We start from the raw sequence: 18,723 nt of genomic DNA, 5'->3' as shown, positions 1-18,723 counted from the left end.
CTCCGGACGGCCGGGATGCCGGGCCTGCACCGCGGCCTGTTCCCGCTCGCCCTGCTGGGGTTGCGCCTCCTGCACGATCGCGCCGCGCCCACGGACCAGCACCTCGACTGGGGTCCCTACCTTCACTGGGCCCGGCCTCACGTGCTGCTCGCCCAGGGCCGGGAGGCGGAAGCCCGCGCCGCCCTCGCGGCCGCGCCGGAACCACCGCACGACCACCTGCAGGAGGCGATGTGGTGCCTCACCGCCCACGCCGCGGCGCGCCTCGGCGAACGCGGAGTCGCCGCGCGGGCCGCGACGGCCTTGCGGGACGCCCGTACGGAAGACGCCGGCGCCGCCAGCGGAATGCTGACCCTGGGCCCGGTGGCGCGGTATCTGGCGGAGGCGGACCTCAGCACCCAGGGCGCCGGGTAGTGGTGGTGCGGCCGCAACGCGGCCGGCGCGTCACCCGCTCACCGCTCAGGTGAGTTCCAGCAGTCCCCGGCGAACCGCTTCGGAGACGGCCGCCGCCCGGTTGTCGGCGCCCAGTTTCCGGTAGATGCGCACCAGGTGCGTCTTGATGGTGGCTTCGCTGAGGTACAGGGATTCCGCGATGGAGCGGTTGCTGTGCCCGTCGGCCAGCAACCGGACGACTTCTCGCTCCCGTTCGCTCAGCTCCGGCGGCGGGCTGACCACCCGGCCGACGAGGTGCCCGACGACCTCCGACGCGAGGCCGATGCGGCCGGCGGCGGCCTCGCGCACGGCCCGGAAGAGCTCCTCTGGCGGCCCCGCCTTGAGCACGTAGCCGCGAGCACCGGCCTCCAGCGCGCGGACGACGTCCGCGCGGCCGGAGTAGCTGGTCAGCATCACCACGGCCGGCCCGGCCGCCTTGGCGGTCAGCCGGCGGACGGCCTCGGCTCCGTCGATGCCGCGGTCCGTGCCCGCGAAGCGCAGGTCCATCAGCACGACGTCGGGGGCCAGCTCGGTGGCGAGCAGCACCGCCTCCTCGCCGCTGCCCGCTTCCGCGATCACCTCGAGATCCGGCTCACCGTCGAGCAGGGCCCGCAGTCCCGCCCGCACGACCGCGTGGTCGTCGGCGATCAGCAGGCGCAGCGGAGTGGTCGTCATCGGACCGCCGCGGAGGTCGCGGGCACGACCGGGCCGGACCGCCGGCGGCCGGGGACGCGGACCCGGATCCGCGTGCCCCGGCCCGGAGCGGTGTCGACCTCGAGGTCACCGCCGTGCTCCCGCAGCCGCGCCCGGGCCGACGGCAGGCCGACACCCCGGCCCGGACCGGCCGGGTCGCCGGTGTGGTCGAAGCCGATGCCGTCGTCGCACACGTCCAGTTCGACCCGGTCCGGGTAGTGGTGCAGGGTCACCAGCAGGGTCGTGGCGTGCGCGTGCTCACGGACGTTGGCCAGCGCGCCCTGCGCCACCCGGAACAGCGCGGTGGCGGCTCGCTCGTCGAGGCCGGGGCAGCCGGCTCCGACCGAACGGAACCGCACCTGGGCCGCGGTTCCGTCCTGCCGGGCGCGATCGCACAGCAGCCGCAGCGCACCCCCGAGCCCGGCCTCCGCGACGGGAGCCGGCGTGAGGTCCCCGATGATCCGCCGGGTCTCGTCGAGGCCCGCGCTCAGCCGGTCGGTGACCGCGCGAACGCGGGTGCGCGCGACCTCCGGCTCGGCCCAGCTCCGCTCCGCCGCCTGCAGGAGCAGCACGCTGCCGGCCAGTTCCTGGGCGAGGGTGTCGTGCAGGTCCCGGGCGAGGCGCACGCGTTCCTCGAGCACACCGGCCCGGCGCTGCTCCTGCTGCAGCGCCCGGTACAGGGCCACCGTGCCCCAGACGGCCGCTACGGGGATCAGCACGAGTTCCGCGTCGAACCGGCCGGTGGCCGCGGTCAGCTGACCGACCAGCACGACGGTGATCACGGCCACCGCGACCGTCGCGCCACGGCGTCCGAGCGCCCGCAGCACCGCCCACGCCAGCGGCACGGCGCACCAGACGTAGGCGACGGTCAGGAACGGCGGGGTCAGCGCGACCAGGACCGTCCACAGCAGGAGCAGGGCCGCGACCCACGCGTACCGGACGCGGACACCCATTGTGGACCACAGCGCGAGACCGGCCGCGTACACCACGGCCAGCACCGAACTGACGGTGACGATTTCCCAGCACAGGGGGACGTTCAGGCTGACCAGCCGGACCATCGCGGCCCCGACGACGACGAAGAACACGAGGTGTGGCACCTGCCACAGGAGCCGGCTTCCGCGTGCCGACGACGGCGAGTGGTCGGACACGGCGAACCCCCTGGACGGATCATCCAATCAGGACAGTGCCATCCAGGAGCTTAGCCGATGCCGGTGTGGCTCACGTCAAGTTGTGGCTCAGGTCAAGTCAGGCGCCCGGGCGCAGTCCGGGCCAGCCGGGCGTCGGGTCGCCCTTGACCTCGCCGAAGTACAGCGCGAAGGTCTGCTTCCAGCGCTCCACCTCGGCGCGGTCGGCCATGAAGCGGGGGAATCCGCCCAGGTCGGCGTTCGGGTACTCCCAGATCGGCTTCAGCCCGGCCGGCGGCGCGACGTCCGTGCGGACCGACCAGCCGTTGAAGGACGCCTGCTGCTGCGTGAGCGACAGCTGCCAGTTCAGGTACAGCTTGGCGGCGGTCGGGTTCTTCGCCTGCTTGAAGATCGCGGCCCGCTGGCCCCAGGCCATGAACGGGTGCCCGTCGGCGACCACGAACCGCACGGGCGCCGACGCGGGCGAGATCAGCGAGCCCGCGCCGCCGATGCCGATGGCGGCCTGCCCGGCCGTCACCGCCTCACCCGGCGAGTTGCTGCCGCGCGCGAACCGCACGCCCTGGGTGGCCAGCTTCGCCGCCCAGTCCCAGCCGTAGGCCTGGACGTAGCGCGTGTAGAGGTAGAGGACGGCGTCGTCGTCGTGGGGGTACGACGACGCGATCTTCCCCTGCCACTTCGGGTCGACGAGGTCGAGCGGGGTGCGCGGCGCTGCCGACCCGACCGCCGACGTCCCGTACATGAAGCTGAAGGCGAGCGCCGAAACCGCGACCCAGGCACCCTGGCGGTCCTTGAACGCGTCGTGGACCTTCGAGAAGCCGGCGGGCTTGTAGCCCAGCAGGCGCCCCTGTTCCTTCCAGCGCACGAAGTCCTGCACGGTCTGGAGCTGCACGACGTCCGGGACGAGGGTGCCGGTGGCGAACTGGTTGTCGACCCGCACGTCGTGGTACTTGCTGTAGTCGACGATCAGCGTCAGGTCGATGCCCGGGAAGCGGGCCTTGAAGGCGGCCTTGGTCGCGTCCTGCTGGGTCGGGGTGTCGCCACCGGCGTAGATGACGAGCTTGCCGCCCTCCGCCAGCGCGGCCTGGTAGAGCTCGTCGAGCGTCCGGGTCTCCTCGGAGCCGCCACCTGAGGGTGACCCGGCCGAGGCCGACGCCGAGGTGGCACCCACGCCGACGCCGATGGCGGCACCCGCCCCGGCGGCAAGGACACTTCGTCTGCTGAGGAAGGTGGCCACGTCGAGGAAACCTTTCTGCTGGGGGACCATGCGAGGCCCAGGCGCCGTGGGCCACCGCCATTGTGGTGCGACCGAGCCGGTCACCGCATCGCACGGACGGAGCGATCAGGCGCGCCGAAGAGGGAAGCTGCGTTCAACCGAACGATTGAACGGCTGATGCCCCTCGGCACGGAGGCCGCGCGTTCTCCGGCTTGCCGGCAGCACCAGCAGCGGTCTGATCGCCGACCGTGGATCCTCCTCGGTCGCGTCCGAAGAGGACCCACGGGACCTCAGCGGGGAAGGACGAGGTGGTCGGCGATGGCGTACAGCTCCGCCTGCGCGCCGGGGCCCGCGACGGCGATCGGCGCGTCGTGGACGGCCTTGAGGATCCACAGCGTGCGGTAACCGTTCTCGTCCACGTAGCGGGTCGCGTGTCCCTGGACCGGTTGCCCCTCGGTGCCGCGCACCTGGCCGGCCTCGCCGATGCGCACCTGGATCGGCGGCACGGTGCTGCAGGTGCCCACCGAGTAGCTCGTGCGCGAGCCGCCCGGGCCGCCCTGCTCGACGTCGAACGCGCACATCCGCAGGCCGTCGGGCAGCTTGCCGAGGCCGAACGCCGGGGTGACGGTGGTGGTGCCCGGGAAGGCGACGTTCTCCGCGACGCGGCGGCCCGCGTCGATCAGTTGCTGCGCCGACGCCGTGCTGCCCGGCTGGGCGGCGACGTTGACGTACAGCGAGCCGCCACCGGGGTGGGTCAGGTACACCTCGTAGCCGCCCGGGCCACCGGAGTGCGAGCTCTCCACGCCGGCCCGCCCGCCGATGGTGACGGGCCGGCCCGGACCGGACTTGAAGGCGGCCTGCTCGACCGGCACCGTCCGCATTTCCTGCACGTCCACGAGCAGGACCTGACGCCCGGACGTGACGGTCAGCATGTACTCGCCGCCGTACACCGGCTTGTCGGAGCCCGCCGCGCTGCCACCGACGTTGATCCGGTGCGCGAGGTAGTCGGCCTTGCCCGGCGGCAGCCAGCCGAGCGAGTAGGGCATGGCCAGCTCCGCGATGGCCGCCTTGGCCGGTGCGGTGACGGCGGCCGGACCGGCGCCCGTGGCCACCTGGTCGTCGTGCGCGGGCCGGTTCAGCGCGACGACGGCGACCGCGGCCAGCGCGAGCAGGACCACCCCGGCGGCGGCCGCGAGCGGACGGCTCACCACGGCGCGCCTGCGGTCGAGGCGCTGACGCGTGGCCGCCAGCACCTGGTCGCTGTCGGGGGCGTCGTGCTCGTGGGCGGTGAAGGTGTCCTTGATCAGGTTCTCGATGTCCATCAGCTCTCCTTCGCCTGGGCCATCCGGTCGATGCGCAGGCCGTGTCGCAGGGTCGTCAGGGCTTTGCGGGCGTGCGCCCGCACGGTGGCCTGGGCGCAGCCGAGCAGGTCGGCGATGTCGGCGTCGGCGAGCTGCTCGTAGTACCGGAGCACCACGACCGCGCGCTGGCGCCGGGGCAACCGCGCCAGGCGCTGCCACATGTCCTCGCGTGCCGCGTGGTCCGACGCGAAGTCCTCCGGCCGCGCCTCGTCCGGCGGGTCGCCCACGGCGATCAGCCGCGCCGCCCGGCTGCGCCGCCAGGACAGGTAGTCGTTGGTCACCATCCGCAGGACATAGCGGTCGGGGTGCTCGGCGTCGCTGATCCGCGACCACCGCCGGTACACCTTGACCAGCACGTCCTGCACCAGGTCAGCGGCCTGCTCCCGCTCCCCGGTCAGCATCGTCGCGTAGCGCAGCAACCGCGGCAGGTGCGCCCGGACGAAGTCCTCGTAGTCAGCCATCACTATGAAGACTGCCGCCGCGCACGATCCGTGTACCGCCGAACAGAACTTCCTTGCGAACCCCGCGCATTCCTCCCGCGTCCGACTATCTGAACCAGCGCCCCGCAGCGGACGTGGCGTGGACGGCGGTGCGGGACCGCATGGGGCGCTTCCGCGCGATGAGCCGGCTGGGCAAGCGTCACCGGCAGCTGCGGATACTTGTCCACCAGCCCTGCGGTGTGACCGGCCTCACGGGAACGTGCCGGACATGGCCGGACAGACGGTTGTGTGGAGATGAGAATGCGGACCGGGGTACGCGCGGGTGATCACGATGTGTTCGCCGAGCTGTTCGATCGCCACGCCGGCGGGGTGTACAACCACGCCTTCCGGCTGACCTGGTCGTGGTCGACCGCCGAAGACGTGGTGGCGCTGACGTTTCTGGAGGCGTGGCGGCTGCGGCACAAGGTCGAGCCGGAGGGCGGGTCGTTGTTGCCGTGGCTGCTGGGGATCGCCACGAACGTCGCACGCAACACCACTCGCGCCGCGCGCAGGTACCAGGCCGCGCTGACCCGATTGCACGCCGACCCGCCGACGCCGGACTTCGCCCAGGATGTGGTCGACCGGGTCGACGACATCGACGCCGTGGCCGCGGCACGGGCGGCGCTGGAGCGGCTCCGGCCCGGTGAGCGGGATGTCGTGGCGCTGGTGGTGTGGGCCGGGCTCGACCAGGCCTCGGCGGCGCAGGCGCTGGGCATTTCCGTGGGCACCGTGCGATCCCGGCTGTCCCGTGCTCGGGCGAAGCTGCGGGCGACCCGTGATTCCACGGCCGCACGGGAACGCCATCGCGGGAGCGGACAGGAACAGGGCAGCCACACAACCGTGGCCTGGCCCGGACAGGAGGCACGTGATGAGCACTGACCACAGGCGCGACGAGAACATCGTCACCGACGTAGCTCGCCTGCTGCCGACGCCCCCACGGCGTGACCTGCCGGCCAGTCGCACTCACGCGGTCAAGGAGCTGGTTTTGAGCGAGATCACGCCAACCCGCGGCACCGTCCACAACGACACACCACGTCGAAGGCACCTACGCCGCACAGTCCTGCTGCCCGCGCTGGGCACGGTCGTCGCAGCCACCGCCGTCGGGGTCGTCGTCGCCGTCAACCATCCCACTCCGGTACCGGTACCGCCCGCTGCGACAGCGGACTCGCCGGCGGTCCGGCTGCTGGCACGTGTCGCAGCCGTCGCGGACAAACGACCTTCGCCCGCGGTGACCGACACCAGCTACGTGTACGTCGACACCATGCAGGCGTTCACGAGCTCCAGTGCCACCGTCGACAAGGACGGCAACCCGCACGAGGACCCCGCGTCCCCAGGGCTGGGCAAGCCACGACCGCGGCAGGTGTGGATACCGGTCGCCAACCTGTGCGAGAAGAGCTTGCTGCGTCAGAACGGCGTCGACATGGACATCACCGATCGCGGCGGCTCCTGCCCGGATCACGGCAGCCTGAACAGGCCCACCTACCGGCTGCTCGCCTCCCTGCCAACCGACCCGCGCGCACTGCTGGACCGGATCTACACCGAGACCAAGGGACACGGCTCCACGCCCGACCAGGAAGCATTCGTCACCATCGGCGACATGCTCCGGGAATCCGCCGCGCCGCCGCAGATCACCGCGGCGCTCTACCGTGCCGCCGCACTGATCCCCGGGGTCACTTCCGTGCCCGACGCCACCGACGCCGCCGGTCGCCGCGGCGTCGCGGTCGCCCGCGACGACGGCTTCGTCCGCACGGAATGGATCTTCAACGCCGCGACCGACGAATTGCTCGGCGAGCGTGACGTGCTCACCACGGACAGTCCCAGCCGCGGCCGGGCGGGCGACGTCGTCGGCACGACCGCGATCATGACCAAGGCCATCGTCGCCGGTATCGGTCGGACATCATGACCCGGCCGCGCCAGTAGCTCCGAGAGGTGATTGTGCCGTGCGCGGGGTGGCAAGCGCACGGCACAGCACACGGGTGACCGCGGTCAGCGGAAGATTCCGATGTGGTCGGCGACCCACTGATCGAAGGTCAGCGGCGGCCGGCCGACCAGCTTCTCGAACGTGGGCAGGACCTTCACCGCCTGCACCTGGAACTCCTCGCGGGTCAGGTTGCCCAGCGTCGTCTCGACGACCAGTGGCTGGCGGCCGGACTTGGCCGCGGCGTCGCGGGCGGCCGCGATCGGGACGTCGACCAGGTTCAGCTCCCGGCCGAGCGCGGCACCCAGCTTCGCCACGCGTTCCCGGGCGGTCAGCGCCTCCGGGCCGCCGAACCGGTAGCTCTGGCCCTCGTGGCCCGGCTCGAGCAGCGTCGCGACGGCGGCCGCGGCCACGTCACGCGGGTCCACGACCGCGACCGGAGTGTCCACTTGCGACCAGAACACGGTGCCCTGGGCCTTGACCGGGCCGGCCCACAGCCGCGCGTTGGAGCTGAACTCGCCGGGGCGCAGGAAGGTCCAGGCGGGGCCGCCGGGCCGGGCGCCGATCTGCCGCAGGGCCCGCTCGCCGGCCAGGTGCCAGGTGCTGACCAGGTCGGTGAACCCATACTCGGCACCGATGATGGACAGCTTGACCACGTGCCCGACCCCGGCCTCGGCCGCGGCCTGCCCCAGGTTCGCGTCGTGCAGCGGCGTCTCCGGCCCGCCGCCGGAGAGCAGGAACACGCTCTGCGCGCCGGCGACGGCCGCCGGCAGCGTCTCCGGCCGGCCGAGATCACCGGCGACGAACTCCACCCCGTCGCCGAGCACGGCCGCGGCCGCGGCCGGGTCCCGGGTCAGCGCCCGGACCGGGCGGCCCGCCTCGACGAGTTGCCGCACGACCTCTCTGCCGACCGTGCCGGTCGCCCCGGTCACCAAGATCATGGTTTTCTCCCTTTATCGACATAGACGGTTGCCCCTGCGCCGTAACAGCAAGGTAGAGAACTTCGGGCCGGCTCACCTCTCTCATGGTGCGCTGATCCCGCGGGTGGGAATACGGCGCGTCGCGGAGACGTCCGCTGTCGGATGTGGACGTTTCCGCGACGTGCCGGTATTCGCGATGGCCCGCCGGGTCAGGTGTCCAGCGGGCGAGGCCGGCGATGGCACGGCCGAGCCGTTACTCGCCCTGCAGCGGCTGGTCGGCCAGACGGCCGTTCTGGTACGCGGCGATCTTCCAGCCCTCGCCGGTCTTGGCCATCACCCAGGTGGCCCGCAGGGCGCGCGCGGGGTGCGGCTCGGTCTCGCCGTCGGTGAGCACGCCGCCATCGGTGATCACCACGGCGGCCTCCGGCGACAGGAACTGGACGTCGACGATGTTCTGCAGCAGCGTCGTGCCCTGGTGCGCGGCCTTGAACTGGTGCACCGTCATCTTCCGGATGACCTCGCGGCCCTTGAAGTAGCGGTCGCCGGACAGGACCATGCTGGCGTCCTCGGTGTAGGCGTCGGCGAACCCGTCGGGGTCGTTGGCGGCCCACGACGCGGCGATGCCGTCCACGACCGCGCGCACCGCGGCCACCTCGGTCTCCGTCGCCGTGTCAGCAAAGTTGGCAGTCATCGGTGAAGTCCTCTCTGATTTCCGCTCCAGCATCCGCAGGCATGCGCTGCTGTCACCAATGTTGCCGCAACCCGGACACCCGCGGCATCTTCAAAGTTGCGGTCGAAATGGGGAATAAATCAGCACCAAACAACTGTGCTGATCCGTTTATTCCTGGCCGAAATTACTATTTTCGTCGGCAAACCGATCATTGCTGATCCGGACACCGGCAGCCGCCGGGACGCGGGACTGTTCCGGCAGGCGGCTCACCGCCGGCCGCCCCGCCCGAGCACCACCCAGGACGTGCTGATCATCTGCTCCCCGGCGACCGCGCCCCTCCCCCAGGGCCAGGCACCCTTCAGGGCCAAACGCCGCGATATCGGCGGCGCCGGCCGGGCGTTGGTGAACTGGTCATGAATTGTTCCCTTCGGCTGGATATAGAGAGTTCCAGGACCCAGGCCGCACAGCACGCGCCCGTACACCTCGGCATTCGTGTCCGAGTTCATGAGAGCGTTTTCTGACGGGATGCACGTCCCGAAAATACGCTTAATGGACATGGCGAATAGATCGATGAACCGCCGCTGACGCCGCAGAGAATGTCCACGGCGCGTCCGCCACCGGAATCAGCGGCGAGCGGCAGGTGGGCCGGTCGGGGTTGCGTGCCGACACGCTGGCCCTGCGGGACCACGGGCACGTAACGCCGGGTTCTCGTCTGGAAACGGAACCAGCTCCACCACGCGAGCCAAGACATCCCGCGTGTTTCCACGATTTTTCTCGCACCCGGCACCGGCGGTTTACCCGACCGTGAAGCCGCCGCCCGGGGGAACACGTCTCTTCACGTGCGCGGGGTGTTCACCACATATCCGTGACGACGTCATCGAGCACACCGGGACAAGCATTTCCATCAGGGTGCCGCCGACGCGTGCACCGCGCGGTTGTCCGCCGCCGAAACGATCGCCGTCGGCGAGGACGCGTGCACGTGCCTGCCCGGCGCCTCGGCCTTGAGGGCCCGCAGGCCGGCGCGGGCACACCGGCGCGCAGGTCGGCCCAGCCGGGTCTGCGGCACGAACACCTTGCGGCTGTACGTGACCGCGCTCGCGGGGTCCCGGTCCGCGGTCACGTCCGGCGACTGTGGCACGCCGACACAATACAGCGGAATCAACAATTGCCAGTGCGGCCGAGCAACGCGGAAGAAGGCGCTACGGGATGCGGTATCGGTCCGGACAGCGCAAAGCGGAAGAAGCCGGCACGCCGGGCGGCCGTGATACTGGGAACCGACACCGCAACATGTAGCCACCGACGTGGATGCGATTCGGTTGTATGCCGACCGTGGTTCCGGGCGGTGGGGAAGTGTGTCCGCAGCCAGCGAAGCAGGAGGAATGCACGGTGTCCGTGGAAATTGGCATCGCACTGCCAGTCCGGGAGTTGGCAATACTTGGCGCGCGGGACGCCGACCCCCTGCTCAACCTGGCCCGCCAGGTCGAGGAGCTCGGGTTCGACTCGGTGTGGGTCGGCGACTCGTTCGTCGCGCGGCACCGCATGGAGCCGCTAACCCTGCTCGGCGCCATCGCCATGGTGACCAAGGAGATCACCGTGGGCACCGCGTCCCTCACCGCGGTGCTGCGCGATCCGCTGGCCCTCGGGCACATCATCGTGACCCTGGACCAGATCAGCAAGGGACGCTTGAAGCTGGGCATCGGCACCGGCGCCCCGCTGCCGGTGCAGGCCGAGTACGACGCGGTGACCATGAGCTACCGGGAACGCCGCGAGCGCGTGGACGAGGCCGTGCAGGCCTGGAAGAAGGTGTGGCGGGGCGAGGACGGCAGCCTGGTCGGCAAGTACCGCAACCTGTCCGGCCTGCGCGACCAGAGCGCGCCGGTCCAGCCCGGCGGTCCCGGCCTCTGGCTGGCCAGCAACGGCAAGCCGCTCGCGGTCGAGCGGACCGGCTCGTTCTACGACGGGTGGCTGCCGGTGCGCATCGACCCGGACGAGTACCGGCAGTCCCTCAAGCAGATCCGGGAGAGCGCCAAGGCCGCCGGCCGTGACCCGGAGAAGATCACCCCGGCGGTGTACGTGAACGTGAACGTCAACGCCGACGCCGCGGTGGCCGAGGTGGGGCTCAACGACTACACGATGCGCTACAACGAGCTGCCGCTGCCGGCGATGCTGCCCTACCAGATCTACTGGGGCGGGCCGGAAAAGGAAATGGTCAAGTTCCTGCGCGAGTACGTCGAGGCCGGCGCCCGGCACATCGTCCTCCGGATCAGCTCCTTCACCGACTACGAGCGGCAACTGCACGCCATCGCGGAGAACGTCGTACCCGCCATTCACTCGATTCAGGTGGACTGAACATGCGATTCGAAGGCAAAGTCGTCCTGATCACCGGCGGCGGCACCGGCATCGGCCGGGCGGCGGCGATCTCCTTCGCCGGCGAGGGCGCCGCCGTGCTGGTCACCGGTCCGGACGAGGAACCACTGCGGCAGACGGTCAAGGAGATCGAGACGCACGGCGGAACGGCCGGCTACCTCGTCGGCGACATGACCGAGGAGTCCGACGTCCGGGCCGCGGTCGACGCCGCCGTGCACCAGCACGGCGGGCTGGACGTGGCGTTCAACAACGCCGGCATCATGGTGCCAGGGCCGCTGGCCGACCTGGCGCCGGAAACCTGGGCGAAGGCGCTGTCGGTGGCCACGATGACCTGGCTGTCGATGAAGCACGAGATCGCCCACATGCGCGCGCACGGCGGCGGGGTGATCGTCAACATGTCGTCGATCATCGGCACCCGCCGGAGCATTCCCGGAACCGGCGCGTACGGTGCGGCGAAAGCGGCGATCAGCTCCATCACGCGCACCGCAGCGCTGGAGAACATCGGGGCCGGTGTGCGCATCAACAGTGTGAGTCCGGGCCCGTTGGCCACCCCGTTCTCGCTCATCCGCGGCGAGACCGAGGACGAGCAGGCGGCCCGGCTGCGCAGCGCCCTGCCGATCGGCCGGGTCGGCAGCCTCGCCGAGGTGGTCGGCACCGTGCTCTGGCTCGCCTCGGAGGACTCCGGGTTCGCCGTCGGCACCGACGTCGTCATCGACGGTGGCGCGACGGCATGATCCGCGGCGGTGTTCGCCCGGGCCGTTCCGAGGACGGCTCAGGCGAAGCACACGCTGACCGCGGCGGCGGGTTCGGCGCGCATCGCCTGCCGGACCCGCTGCCGGAACGCGGCGGTGAGGACGTCCGCCGGCAGCAGGTCGCGGCCTCGCTCCGGCGGATCCGCCGTGTCGAACGCCCGGACGGCGAGCGCGGCGAACGCCTCGTCGGTGCCGACCAGCCGGGCGTGCACGAACCGCCGGCTGAGCTGCTCGCGCAGGTCGCCCGGGCACTGGCCGACCAGGACCGCGCAGACGCCGTCGTCGGTGGCGGCGACCAGGGCGTGCCCGAGCGCGCAGCCGGCCTCGGCGAAGCGGATCACGGTGCCCAGGCCGCCCGACCGGAACGACGAGGGCGTCATGCCGAGAATGTCCCGGATCACCGTGTAGAAATGCCCGTTGGACCGGAACCCCGACCGGTAGATCGCCTCGGAAATCGAGGGCGCGACGGCGAGCTCGTGCCGCACGCGGTTCTCCCGGGCGTCGGTGAGATAGGCGTGCGGCGTCACCCCGGTGTACAGCTTGAACATCCGGTGGAAATGGAACCGGCTCAGCCCGACCTCGCGGGCGAGCTCGTCGAAGTTGGGCGACGAGCAGCCGTCGCACTCGGCCAGCGAGCGGCAGATCCGGGTGATCGTTGCGGCATACCATTCCCGCAGCCCCGGCCCGTCCGGCTGGCAGCGGCGGCACGGGCGGTAACCCTCGCCGCGGGCCTGGTCGGCGGTGTCGTAGAAGGTGACGTTCTCCCGCCGCGCCGGCCGGGTGCCGCAGGACGGCCGGCTGTACCGGCCAGTGGTCCGGACCACGTAGTAGAACTCGCCATCGGCCCGGGAGTCCCGCTCTTGGACGGCTCGCCACCGCTCGTCTTCACTGACATACGGTTGTTCGTCGTCCATCGGGCAACTCCGTCGATCGGTTTTGCGGGAGCGGTCTGATCCGCTCAGCCGAACTCGCGCAACGCGAATCCGGCCTCCACGTAGAGCTCCGGCCAGGTGCGACCGGAGACGTGCTGGACCTGACTCATGCCGCGGCGGTGCGGTCCGCGCCGGATCGCGTTGCCGCGAGGCGAACCGGAACCGAGCGGTACCCGTTCATGATGAAGGTGGGCGTCGCCTGCAGCTCCGTCCGGTCCACGGCCAGCTCCAGGTCGGGGAACCTGGCGAACAGCTTGCCCAGACCGATCTTGACCTCCTCGCGGGCGATCGCCCAGCCGAGGCAGAAATGCGGACCGACGCCGAAGGCGAGGTGCGTCTTGTCGGCACGGTCCACATCGAACTCGCCGGCCGTGTCGCCGTGCACCTCCGGGTCGCGCCCGACACCGGCGTAGTTGACCAGAATCGCGTCGCCCCGGGGAATCGTGACGCCGTCGATGTCGATGTCCTCGACCGCGTAGCGCAATGGCAGGTGTGCCACCGGGCCCTCGATCCGCAGCCCCTCCTCGATCGCCTCGTCCCAGGAGACCTCGCCGGCGAGCACGCGGTCGAGCTGGTCGCGGTGGGTCAGCAGCTCCACCAGGAACTTGCCGAGGAAGTCGACCGTGGTCGAGGTGCCGGCACCGAGGATGGCGAAGAGCGTGCCCAGCAGCTCTTCCTGGGTCAGCTTGGAGTTCTCGTCGTCCCGGGCGAGGATCAGGTCGCTGGTGATGTCCTCGCCGGGGTCGCGCTGCTTGAGCTCGATGAGATCGGTGATCGCGCTCTGCCACCCGACCAGCAGCGCCTGGGCCTGCTCCGGGCTCACCGTCGTGTTCACCATCATGTCCATGACCTGGGCGGTCTTGGCCCGGGACTGCTCGGTCATGCCCAGCATGTCGGCCATCAGCCGCGCGGGCAACGGGTAGCAGAACCGCTCCCGCAGGTCGACGACCTCGCCGGGGGCGACGGCACCGAGGCTGTCGACCAGCTCGTCGACCAGCTCCTCGATCCGCGGCTGGAGCGCCTGGATCCGCTTGGGGCTGAACGCCTTGCTGACCAGCCGGCGCAGCCGGACCTGGTTCCGGCCGGTCGCGGTCGCCATGTTCTCCATGGTGATCCAGCTGATGAGCTCCCAGTCCGGCGGGATCTGGTTGTCGATGAAGGCGGCCCAGTGGTCCCGGGCGCTCTTGGTGACCAGCGGGTCCTTGAGGATCTGCTTGGCACCCGAGTAGTGGTTGACCGACCAGACCACGACGCCGCCGGGCAGCTCGACCCGGGTGGCCGGACCTCGCCGGCGCAGCTCGTCGGCTTCGGCGTGGATGTCCGTACCTGCGGGGTCGAGTGCGAACGGGCACTGACCAGTCCCGTGATCGTCCACTGTGGCCTCCCTTCTCGTGTGGGGTCCAGCATGTCCAAGTGCGACCACCCGCTCCACTCCGGTCGTGCTCTCCTGCCCGGGACTGATCGCGACCCCGTCGTCGGCGGAAGGCCAGGTAACGGTTCGTATCCGGCCGGGCACGCAGCCATGACGGAACCGGCCGGCCTTCTTCGAGGCTGCTGAATTGCCGGCGCGGGGGCCGGTCCGCGACGGTCACGACCCCGCCCGCTCCTCGTCAGCGGCACCCCTTCTTCCATATTGCTGCGTCCGTTCTTCCGCTCTTCCAACGTGCTCCGTCGCGCCGCGGCGATGGTCGAACTCATTCGGTCGTGGATAGCCTCAGCCGTGGTACGGGGGCCCGGATCCGACTTCGCGTTTCCGGGTGGGGCGGGAATACGCGGCCGATGAGACCGGTGCGCCGGAGGAGTGGAATGATGACGACTCAAGCCGCCGCCGACTGCGAGGAATTCGTGCAGCACACCGAGCAGTTCCGGCGGCAGCTGTTCGCGCACTGCCACCGGCTGATGGGTTCGGTGGACGACGCCGAGGACGCCGTCCAGGAGACCTACCTGCGGGCCTGGCGCGCGTTCGGCAACTTCGAGGGCCGTTCGTCGGTGCGCACGTGGCTGTTCCGGATCGCCACCAACACCTGCCTGACCGCGATGCGCCAGCGCCACCGCAACGTGCTCCCCGCGGGCCTCGCGGGCCCCGACGACGAGGCGGCCACGGCCGTCCTGACCGCGGCCTGGCGCGGCCAAGAAGAGCCGCCCCAGCACGGCTTCGCCGACCCCGCGGAGATCGTCGCGCTGCGCGACAACCTGCGCCTGGCCCTCATGGCCAGCCTCGCCTACCTGCCCGCCCGGCAGCGCGTCGTGCTGATCCTGCGCGACGTCCTCGACTGGCCGGCCAGCGAGGTCGCCGAACTGCTGGAGACGACCACCGACGCGGTCAAGAGCACCCTCAAACGCGCGCGTACCCGGATCCTGCAGCAGGCCCCGGTCGCCGAGGACGTGGTCGAGTGCGCCGAACCCGCCCGCCGCGCCCTCCTCGACCGGTACATCTCGGCCTTCCAGAACTCCGACGCCGACGCCCTGCGCAACGTTCTCCGCCACGACGCCGTCCTCGAAAACCCCGCCATGGCCGTCGCCTAGCGCCGCACGTCCGAAGTTCGTTGCCGGGTGGCGTGGGGCCGGATCTCGCAGCGCCGCAACAGACCGGTCACGCCACTTGATCACCGTCGGACGCGAAACCCCGGCCAGCCGAGCGGTGCCCGCGGTTCCCTGCCCATCCGCCGCCGCCAGCACAATCCTGGCTCGCTCGACACACGCCTACCCCAACGTGCGACACGCTCGGGACGATGTGCGGACCGGGCGTATCGCACGGCCGGAAATGGAAAAAGCGTCCCTCCGCGCGCTGGGCGTGGGGAGGGACGCTTCGTCAGGGGTCGCACGGCCTACGTGGTGCCGATGGACTGGCGGTGGCGGAAGAAGTTGAGCGGATCCCAGCGGCGCTTGGCCTGGAGCAGCCGGGCGTAGTTGTCCTTGTAGTACAGGGTGTACCAGGGGGTGTTGGACTTGTTGAAGTTCGGGTCGCTCAGGTCGCCGTCCGGGTAGTTGACGTAGCAGCCGTCAGTGACGTCGTTGGGCACGGGCACGCCGCCGGTGCCGGCGTAGGCGTCCGCGTAGCCGCGGCGCATCCAGTCGATGTGCTTGGCGTCGTCGGCGGGGTCGGTCCACTGCGCGGACCAGAGCATCTTGAACGCCGCGCCGCGGTGCGGAATCGCCGTCGCCGCCGGGTCGACGGCGCTGATCTGCCCGCCGTACGGGGTGAACTGCACGCCCGCCAGCGGGTTGCTGATCGCGGTGCTGGTGAGGTGCCGGTACACCGCGGCGATCTGGTTGTCCGGGAAGTTGCCGCGCATGAACGTCGACTTGTACTCCGCCCGGTAGGTCGGGTCGTTCAGCGGCGGGTTCGTCGTGCCCAGCATGCGGGTCGCCTCGAGCCAGGGAAGCCGCCGCGCCTGGACCAGCTCCGGCATCGGGCTGATCTCGGCCATCCGGTTGGTGAGCGCGACGTGCTGGGCCGTGACACCGCTCTGCATGTAGGCGATGTAGGTGTCCAGGATCGTCTGGGCGTTGGGGACCGTGGCGTCGACCTGGGTGATGAGCCCGATCTGGCCGTTGGACTGGTGGTTGAGCAGCAGGTAGCTCGTCACCACCCGGTTCGGGTTGTCCGCCGCGCGGTTGGCGATGTGCCAGCTCGCGTAGTTCCGCGCCAGCCGGGTGAACTGGCTTTGGGTGAGGCTGCTCCAGTTGTAGGCGATCGCGCTGATGAGCACGTCGTGCGGCGGGCGCGGCAGCATGGTCCGCGGATCGGAACCGGTCGCGCCGGGCGACTTGAACCAGTAACGGGTGATGACGCCGAAGTTTCCGCCGCCGCCACCGGTGTGTGCCCACCACAGGTCCCGGTTCGGGTCGTTCGGCTCCCGCGTCGCCACCACGGCGCGCGCCGTGCCGTTGGCGTCGACGACGACCACCTCGACCGCGTAGAGGTGGTCCACGACAAGGCCGTCGACCCGGCACAGCGGCCCCCACCCACCGCCGGCGACGTGCCCGGCAGCGGCGACCGAGTAGCAGAAGCCGGCCGGGATCGTCACTCCCCACTGCTTGTACAGGGTCTTGTAGATCTCCAGGAGCGTCGCGCCGGACTCGACGGCGACCGCGTTCATCACCGGGTCGTAGTACGTGTTGTTCATCATGGTCATGTCCACGACGATCTTCACGTCCGGGTTGAAGATGAAATCCTCGTAGCAGTGCCCGCTGGAAATGACGCTCAGCCGCTTCTTGTTCGTGACGGCCTCCTGGACGACCTGCACGACCTGATCCGTGCAGTTGACGATTCGCACGGATTCCGGCGTGCCGATGTACCGCGTGTTGAGACCGCGAACGCAGTCGGCGTACTGCGGATCATTCGCCGTCACGGCCACGGCTGGCGGGACTGCACTCGTTCTCACATTGCCGTTGCCATCCTGAGCGGCCGATGCCGCCATACGCCCACCTCCGGCCAGCCCTGCAATTCCCGCCACACCGGCTCCGAGCACGGCGCGGCGCCCCAGGTTACCGTCAGCCATGGAGTCCTCCAAAGTTAGGCTTGACGAAGACGACTTCACCGGTGTCCGCCACGGTTCATCCGTGCGGGGTGAAGCCACCGATTCGGTCACCGACGGTACTCGGCGTTCGTTCGGCGGGCGCTCAAAATGTTGCTGTCACTTTGGACCGGAGTAGCCCTTCCGAGCGGCTGCGTAATCGCGACAGGCCGGCAGGCAGGCTAGGCGATTATCGCGAAGCACTCCGGCTCCGGTCACCCAAAGTGACAGAAATTAGCTGCCGGCACGGCGGGAAAGAAAGTTGTTGACGGTGCGCTCCCTTTCGCCGCCCGCGCCGGTCTGTACGTGGTGACAAGACCAAACGACCCGACCGAAAGAGAGGTGTGCACGTTGGCTATCAAGCATGGTGTGTTCCTGCCCCAGGGTTTCTCGCTGGAGCTCGCGGGCATGCAGGACCCCGCCGAGGCGTACCAGGCGCTGACCCGCGTGGCGAAGGCCGCGGAGGAGAACGGCTACGAGACGGTGTGGGTGGCCGACCACCTCCACAACGCGATGAACACCCAGCACATGCTGTTCGAGTGCTGGACGACCAGCACCGCCCTGCTGACCGGGACCGAGCGGCTCCGCGTCGGCACCATGGTCACCGGCAACGGTTACCGCAATCCCGCGCTGCAGGCCAAGATGGCCTCGACGCTGGACGTGATCTCGGGTGGCCGGTTCACCTTCGGCATCGGCGCCGGCTGGTGGGAGCCCGACTACCTGGGCTACGGGTACGAGTACCCGGACGCCGCCGAGCGGCTGCGCCGGCTCGACGAGGCGCTGCAGGTCATCCTCGCGATGTGGACCCAGGAAGAGGCCAAGTTCGACGGGGAGTACTACCGGGTCAATTCCGCGATCAACCAGCCGAAGGGCATTCAGCAGCCGCACATTCCGCTGCTGATCGCCGGTGGCGGCGAGAAGGTGACGCTCAAGCTGGTGGCCAAGTACGGCGACCTGTGCAACGTCTCCGGTGACCCGGCCACGCTCGCGCACAAGTTCGAGGTGCTGAAGAACCACTGCACCGCGGTCGGGCGCGACTTCGACAGCATTCACAAGACCGCGCTGACCCTGTGCATCATCGCCGACACCGACGAGGAGGCCGCGCAACAGGTTCCGCCGTGGGCGCCCAGCGTGTTCCCCGGTGACGTCGCCGAATACGGGTTGATCGGCACCATCGACACCGTCCGCGACCGGCTCGCCGCCTACGAGGCCGCCGGCGTGGACGAGCTCGTGATCACCTTCGTCGACGCCCTGGAACTGACCACGATCGAGCGGTACGCGCAGGAATTCCTGCGGTAGTAGCGTACCGGGTATTGGTCGGGTC

Annotated in this window: 18 protein-coding genes and 2 pseudogenes; 8 read left to right on the top strand and 12 right to left on the bottom strand. The window is 70.3% G+C overall.

What is annotated here, in order from left to right:
• Positions 1-411, top strand: a pseudogene (locus tag ACFVYA_RS22395) (SARP family transcriptional regulator); the annotation flags it as partial.
• A 45-nt stretch (positions 412-456) separates the two neighbouring features.
• On the opposite strand, the gene ACFVYA_RS22390 reads toward ACFVYA_RS22395, so the two are convergent.
• From ACFVYA_RS22390 to ACFVYA_RS22370, 5 genes are all read right to left on the bottom strand, one after another.
• Complete coding sequence (locus ACFVYA_RS22390; RefSeq protein WP_387047580.1) at positions 457-1,104, bottom strand: response regulator; 648 nt, start codon at positions 1,102-1,104, stop codon at positions 457-459.
• Positions 1,101-2,270 (bottom strand): histidine kinase, encoded by a 1,170-nt coding sequence (locus ACFVYA_RS22385; RefSeq protein WP_387047578.1) that lies wholly within the window; start codon positions 2,268-2,270, stop codon positions 1,101-1,103. The genes ACFVYA_RS22390 and ACFVYA_RS22385 overlap by 4 nt, the downstream gene beginning before the upstream one ends.
• Positions 2,271-2,367: 97 nt before the next feature.
• Positions 2,368-3,501, bottom strand: a complete 1,134-nt coding sequence (locus tag ACFVYA_RS22380) for an ABC transporter substrate-binding protein (protein WP_387047576.1) — start codon at positions 3,499-3,501, stop codon at positions 2,368-2,370.
• 269 nt (positions 3,502-3,770) lie between these two features.
• Positions 3,771-4,802 carry a hypothetical protein gene (locus ACFVYA_RS22375; protein ID WP_387047574.1) on the bottom strand — a complete coding sequence of 344 codons (1,032 nt, stop codon included), beginning with the start codon at positions 4,800-4,802 and terminating at the stop codon, positions 3,771-3,773.
• Complete coding sequence (locus ACFVYA_RS22370) at positions 4,802-5,302, bottom strand: SigE family RNA polymerase sigma factor (RefSeq protein WP_387047572.1); 501 nt, start codon at positions 5,300-5,302, stop codon at positions 4,802-4,804. Before ACFVYA_RS22370 ends, ACFVYA_RS22375 begins: the two co-directional genes overlap by 1 nt.
• Positions 5,303-5,581: 279 nt before the next feature.
• Between ACFVYA_RS22370 and ACFVYA_RS22365 the strand changes: the two genes are divergently transcribed.
• Entirely contained in the window at positions 5,582-6,199 is a 618-nt protein-coding gene (locus ACFVYA_RS22365) for an RNA polymerase sigma factor (RefSeq protein WP_387047570.1), read from the top strand.
• The gene (locus ACFVYA_RS22360) at positions 6,189-7,223 is read left to right on the top strand and encodes a CU044_5270 family protein (RefSeq protein ID WP_387047569.1); all 1,035 of its coding nucleotides are present in this window, start codon (positions 6,189-6,191) and stop codon (positions 7,221-7,223) included. The genes ACFVYA_RS22365 and ACFVYA_RS22360 overlap by 11 nt, the downstream gene beginning before the upstream one ends.
• Positions 7,224-7,306: 83 nt before the next feature.
• On the opposite strand, the gene ACFVYA_RS22355 is transcribed toward ACFVYA_RS22360, so the two are convergent.
• Both ACFVYA_RS22355 and ACFVYA_RS22350 read right to left on the bottom strand, forming a co-directional pair.
• On the bottom strand, positions 7,307-8,179 hold the full coding sequence (locus ACFVYA_RS22355) for an SDR family oxidoreductase (protein WP_387047567.1): 873 nt from the start codon (positions 8,177-8,179) through the stop codon (positions 7,307-7,309).
• Positions 8,180-8,411: 232 nt separating this feature from the next.
• Positions 8,412-8,849 carry an SgcJ/EcaC family oxidoreductase gene (locus ACFVYA_RS22350; protein ID WP_387047566.1) on the bottom strand — a complete coding sequence of 146 codons (438 nt, stop codon included), beginning with the start codon at positions 8,847-8,849 and terminating at the stop codon, positions 8,412-8,414.
• A gap of 135 nt (positions 8,850-8,984) precedes the next feature.
• Between ACFVYA_RS22350 and ACFVYA_RS22345 the strand changes: the two genes are divergently transcribed.
• A complete protein-coding gene (locus tag ACFVYA_RS22345) occupies positions 8,985-9,245 on the top strand; it encodes a hypothetical protein (RefSeq protein ID WP_387047564.1) in 261 nt (86 codons plus the stop codon).
• Positions 9,246-9,732: 487 nt separating this feature from the next.
• Here ACFVYA_RS22345 and ACFVYA_RS22340 read toward each other — a convergent pair whose 3' ends face one another.
• A complete protein-coding gene (locus ACFVYA_RS22340) occupies positions 9,733-9,966 on the bottom strand; it encodes a hypothetical protein (protein ID WP_387047563.1) in 234 nt (77 codons plus the stop codon).
• 248 nt (positions 9,967-10,214) lie between these two features.
• Between ACFVYA_RS22340 and ACFVYA_RS22335 the strand changes: the two genes are divergently transcribed.
• Both ACFVYA_RS22335 and ACFVYA_RS22330 read left to right on the top strand, forming a co-directional pair.
• Complete coding sequence (locus ACFVYA_RS22335) at positions 10,215-11,177, top strand: LLM class flavin-dependent oxidoreductase (RefSeq protein WP_387047561.1); 963 nt, start codon at positions 10,215-10,217, stop codon at positions 11,175-11,177.
• Positions 11,178-11,179: 2 nt separating this feature from the next.
• Entirely contained in the window at positions 11,180-11,929 is a 750-nt protein-coding gene (locus ACFVYA_RS22330; protein ID WP_387047559.1) for an SDR family NAD(P)-dependent oxidoreductase, read from the top strand.
• A gap of 38 nt (positions 11,930-11,967) precedes the next feature.
• Here the strand turns inward: ACFVYA_RS22330 and ACFVYA_RS22325 are convergent, their stop codons facing one another.
• On the bottom strand, positions 11,968-12,861 hold the full coding sequence (locus ACFVYA_RS22325; protein WP_285992673.1) for a bifunctional transcriptional activator/DNA repair enzyme AdaA: 894 nt from the start codon (positions 12,859-12,861) through the stop codon (positions 11,968-11,970).
• A gap of 124 nt (positions 12,862-12,985) precedes the next feature.
• A complete protein-coding gene (locus ACFVYA_RS22320; RefSeq protein ID WP_387047557.1) occupies positions 12,986-14,254 on the bottom strand; it encodes a cytochrome P450 in 1,269 nt (422 codons plus the stop codon).
• Between the two features lie 434 nt (positions 14,255-14,688).
• Between ACFVYA_RS22320 and ACFVYA_RS22315 the strand changes: the two genes are divergently transcribed.
• Complete coding sequence (locus ACFVYA_RS22315; RefSeq protein ID WP_387047555.1) at positions 14,689-15,405, top strand: RNA polymerase subunit sigma-70; 717 nt, start codon at positions 14,689-14,691, stop codon at positions 15,403-15,405.
• A 54-nt stretch (positions 15,406-15,459) separates the two neighbouring features.
• Here the strand turns inward: ACFVYA_RS22315 and ACFVYA_RS22310 are convergent.
• Positions 15,460-15,576 (bottom strand): annotated as a pseudogene (locus ACFVYA_RS22310) (helix-turn-helix domain-containing protein); the annotation flags it as partial.
• Between the two features lie 131 nt (positions 15,577-15,707).
• Positions 15,708-17,159, bottom strand: a complete 1,452-nt coding sequence (locus ACFVYA_RS22305) for a BBE domain-containing protein (RefSeq protein WP_387047553.1) — start codon at positions 17,157-17,159, stop codon at positions 15,708-15,710.
• Between the two features lie 591 nt (positions 17,160-17,750).
• Here ACFVYA_RS22305 and ACFVYA_RS22300 point away from each other — a divergent pair.
• A complete protein-coding gene (locus ACFVYA_RS22300; RefSeq protein ID WP_387047551.1) occupies positions 17,751-18,698 on the top strand; it encodes an LLM class F420-dependent oxidoreductase in 948 nt (315 codons plus the stop codon).
• Positions 18,699-18,723 lie beyond the last annotated feature (25 nt).

The sequence above is a fragment of the Amycolatopsis sp. NPDC058278 genome (genome assembly GCF_042881395.1).
In the GTDB taxonomy this organism is placed as follows: domain Bacteria; phylum Actinomycetota; class Actinomycetes; order Mycobacteriales; family Pseudonocardiaceae; genus Amycolatopsis.
The sequence above is the reverse complement of the archived record's forward strand: the minus strand, read 5'-3'. Positions and strand labels throughout refer to the sequence as shown.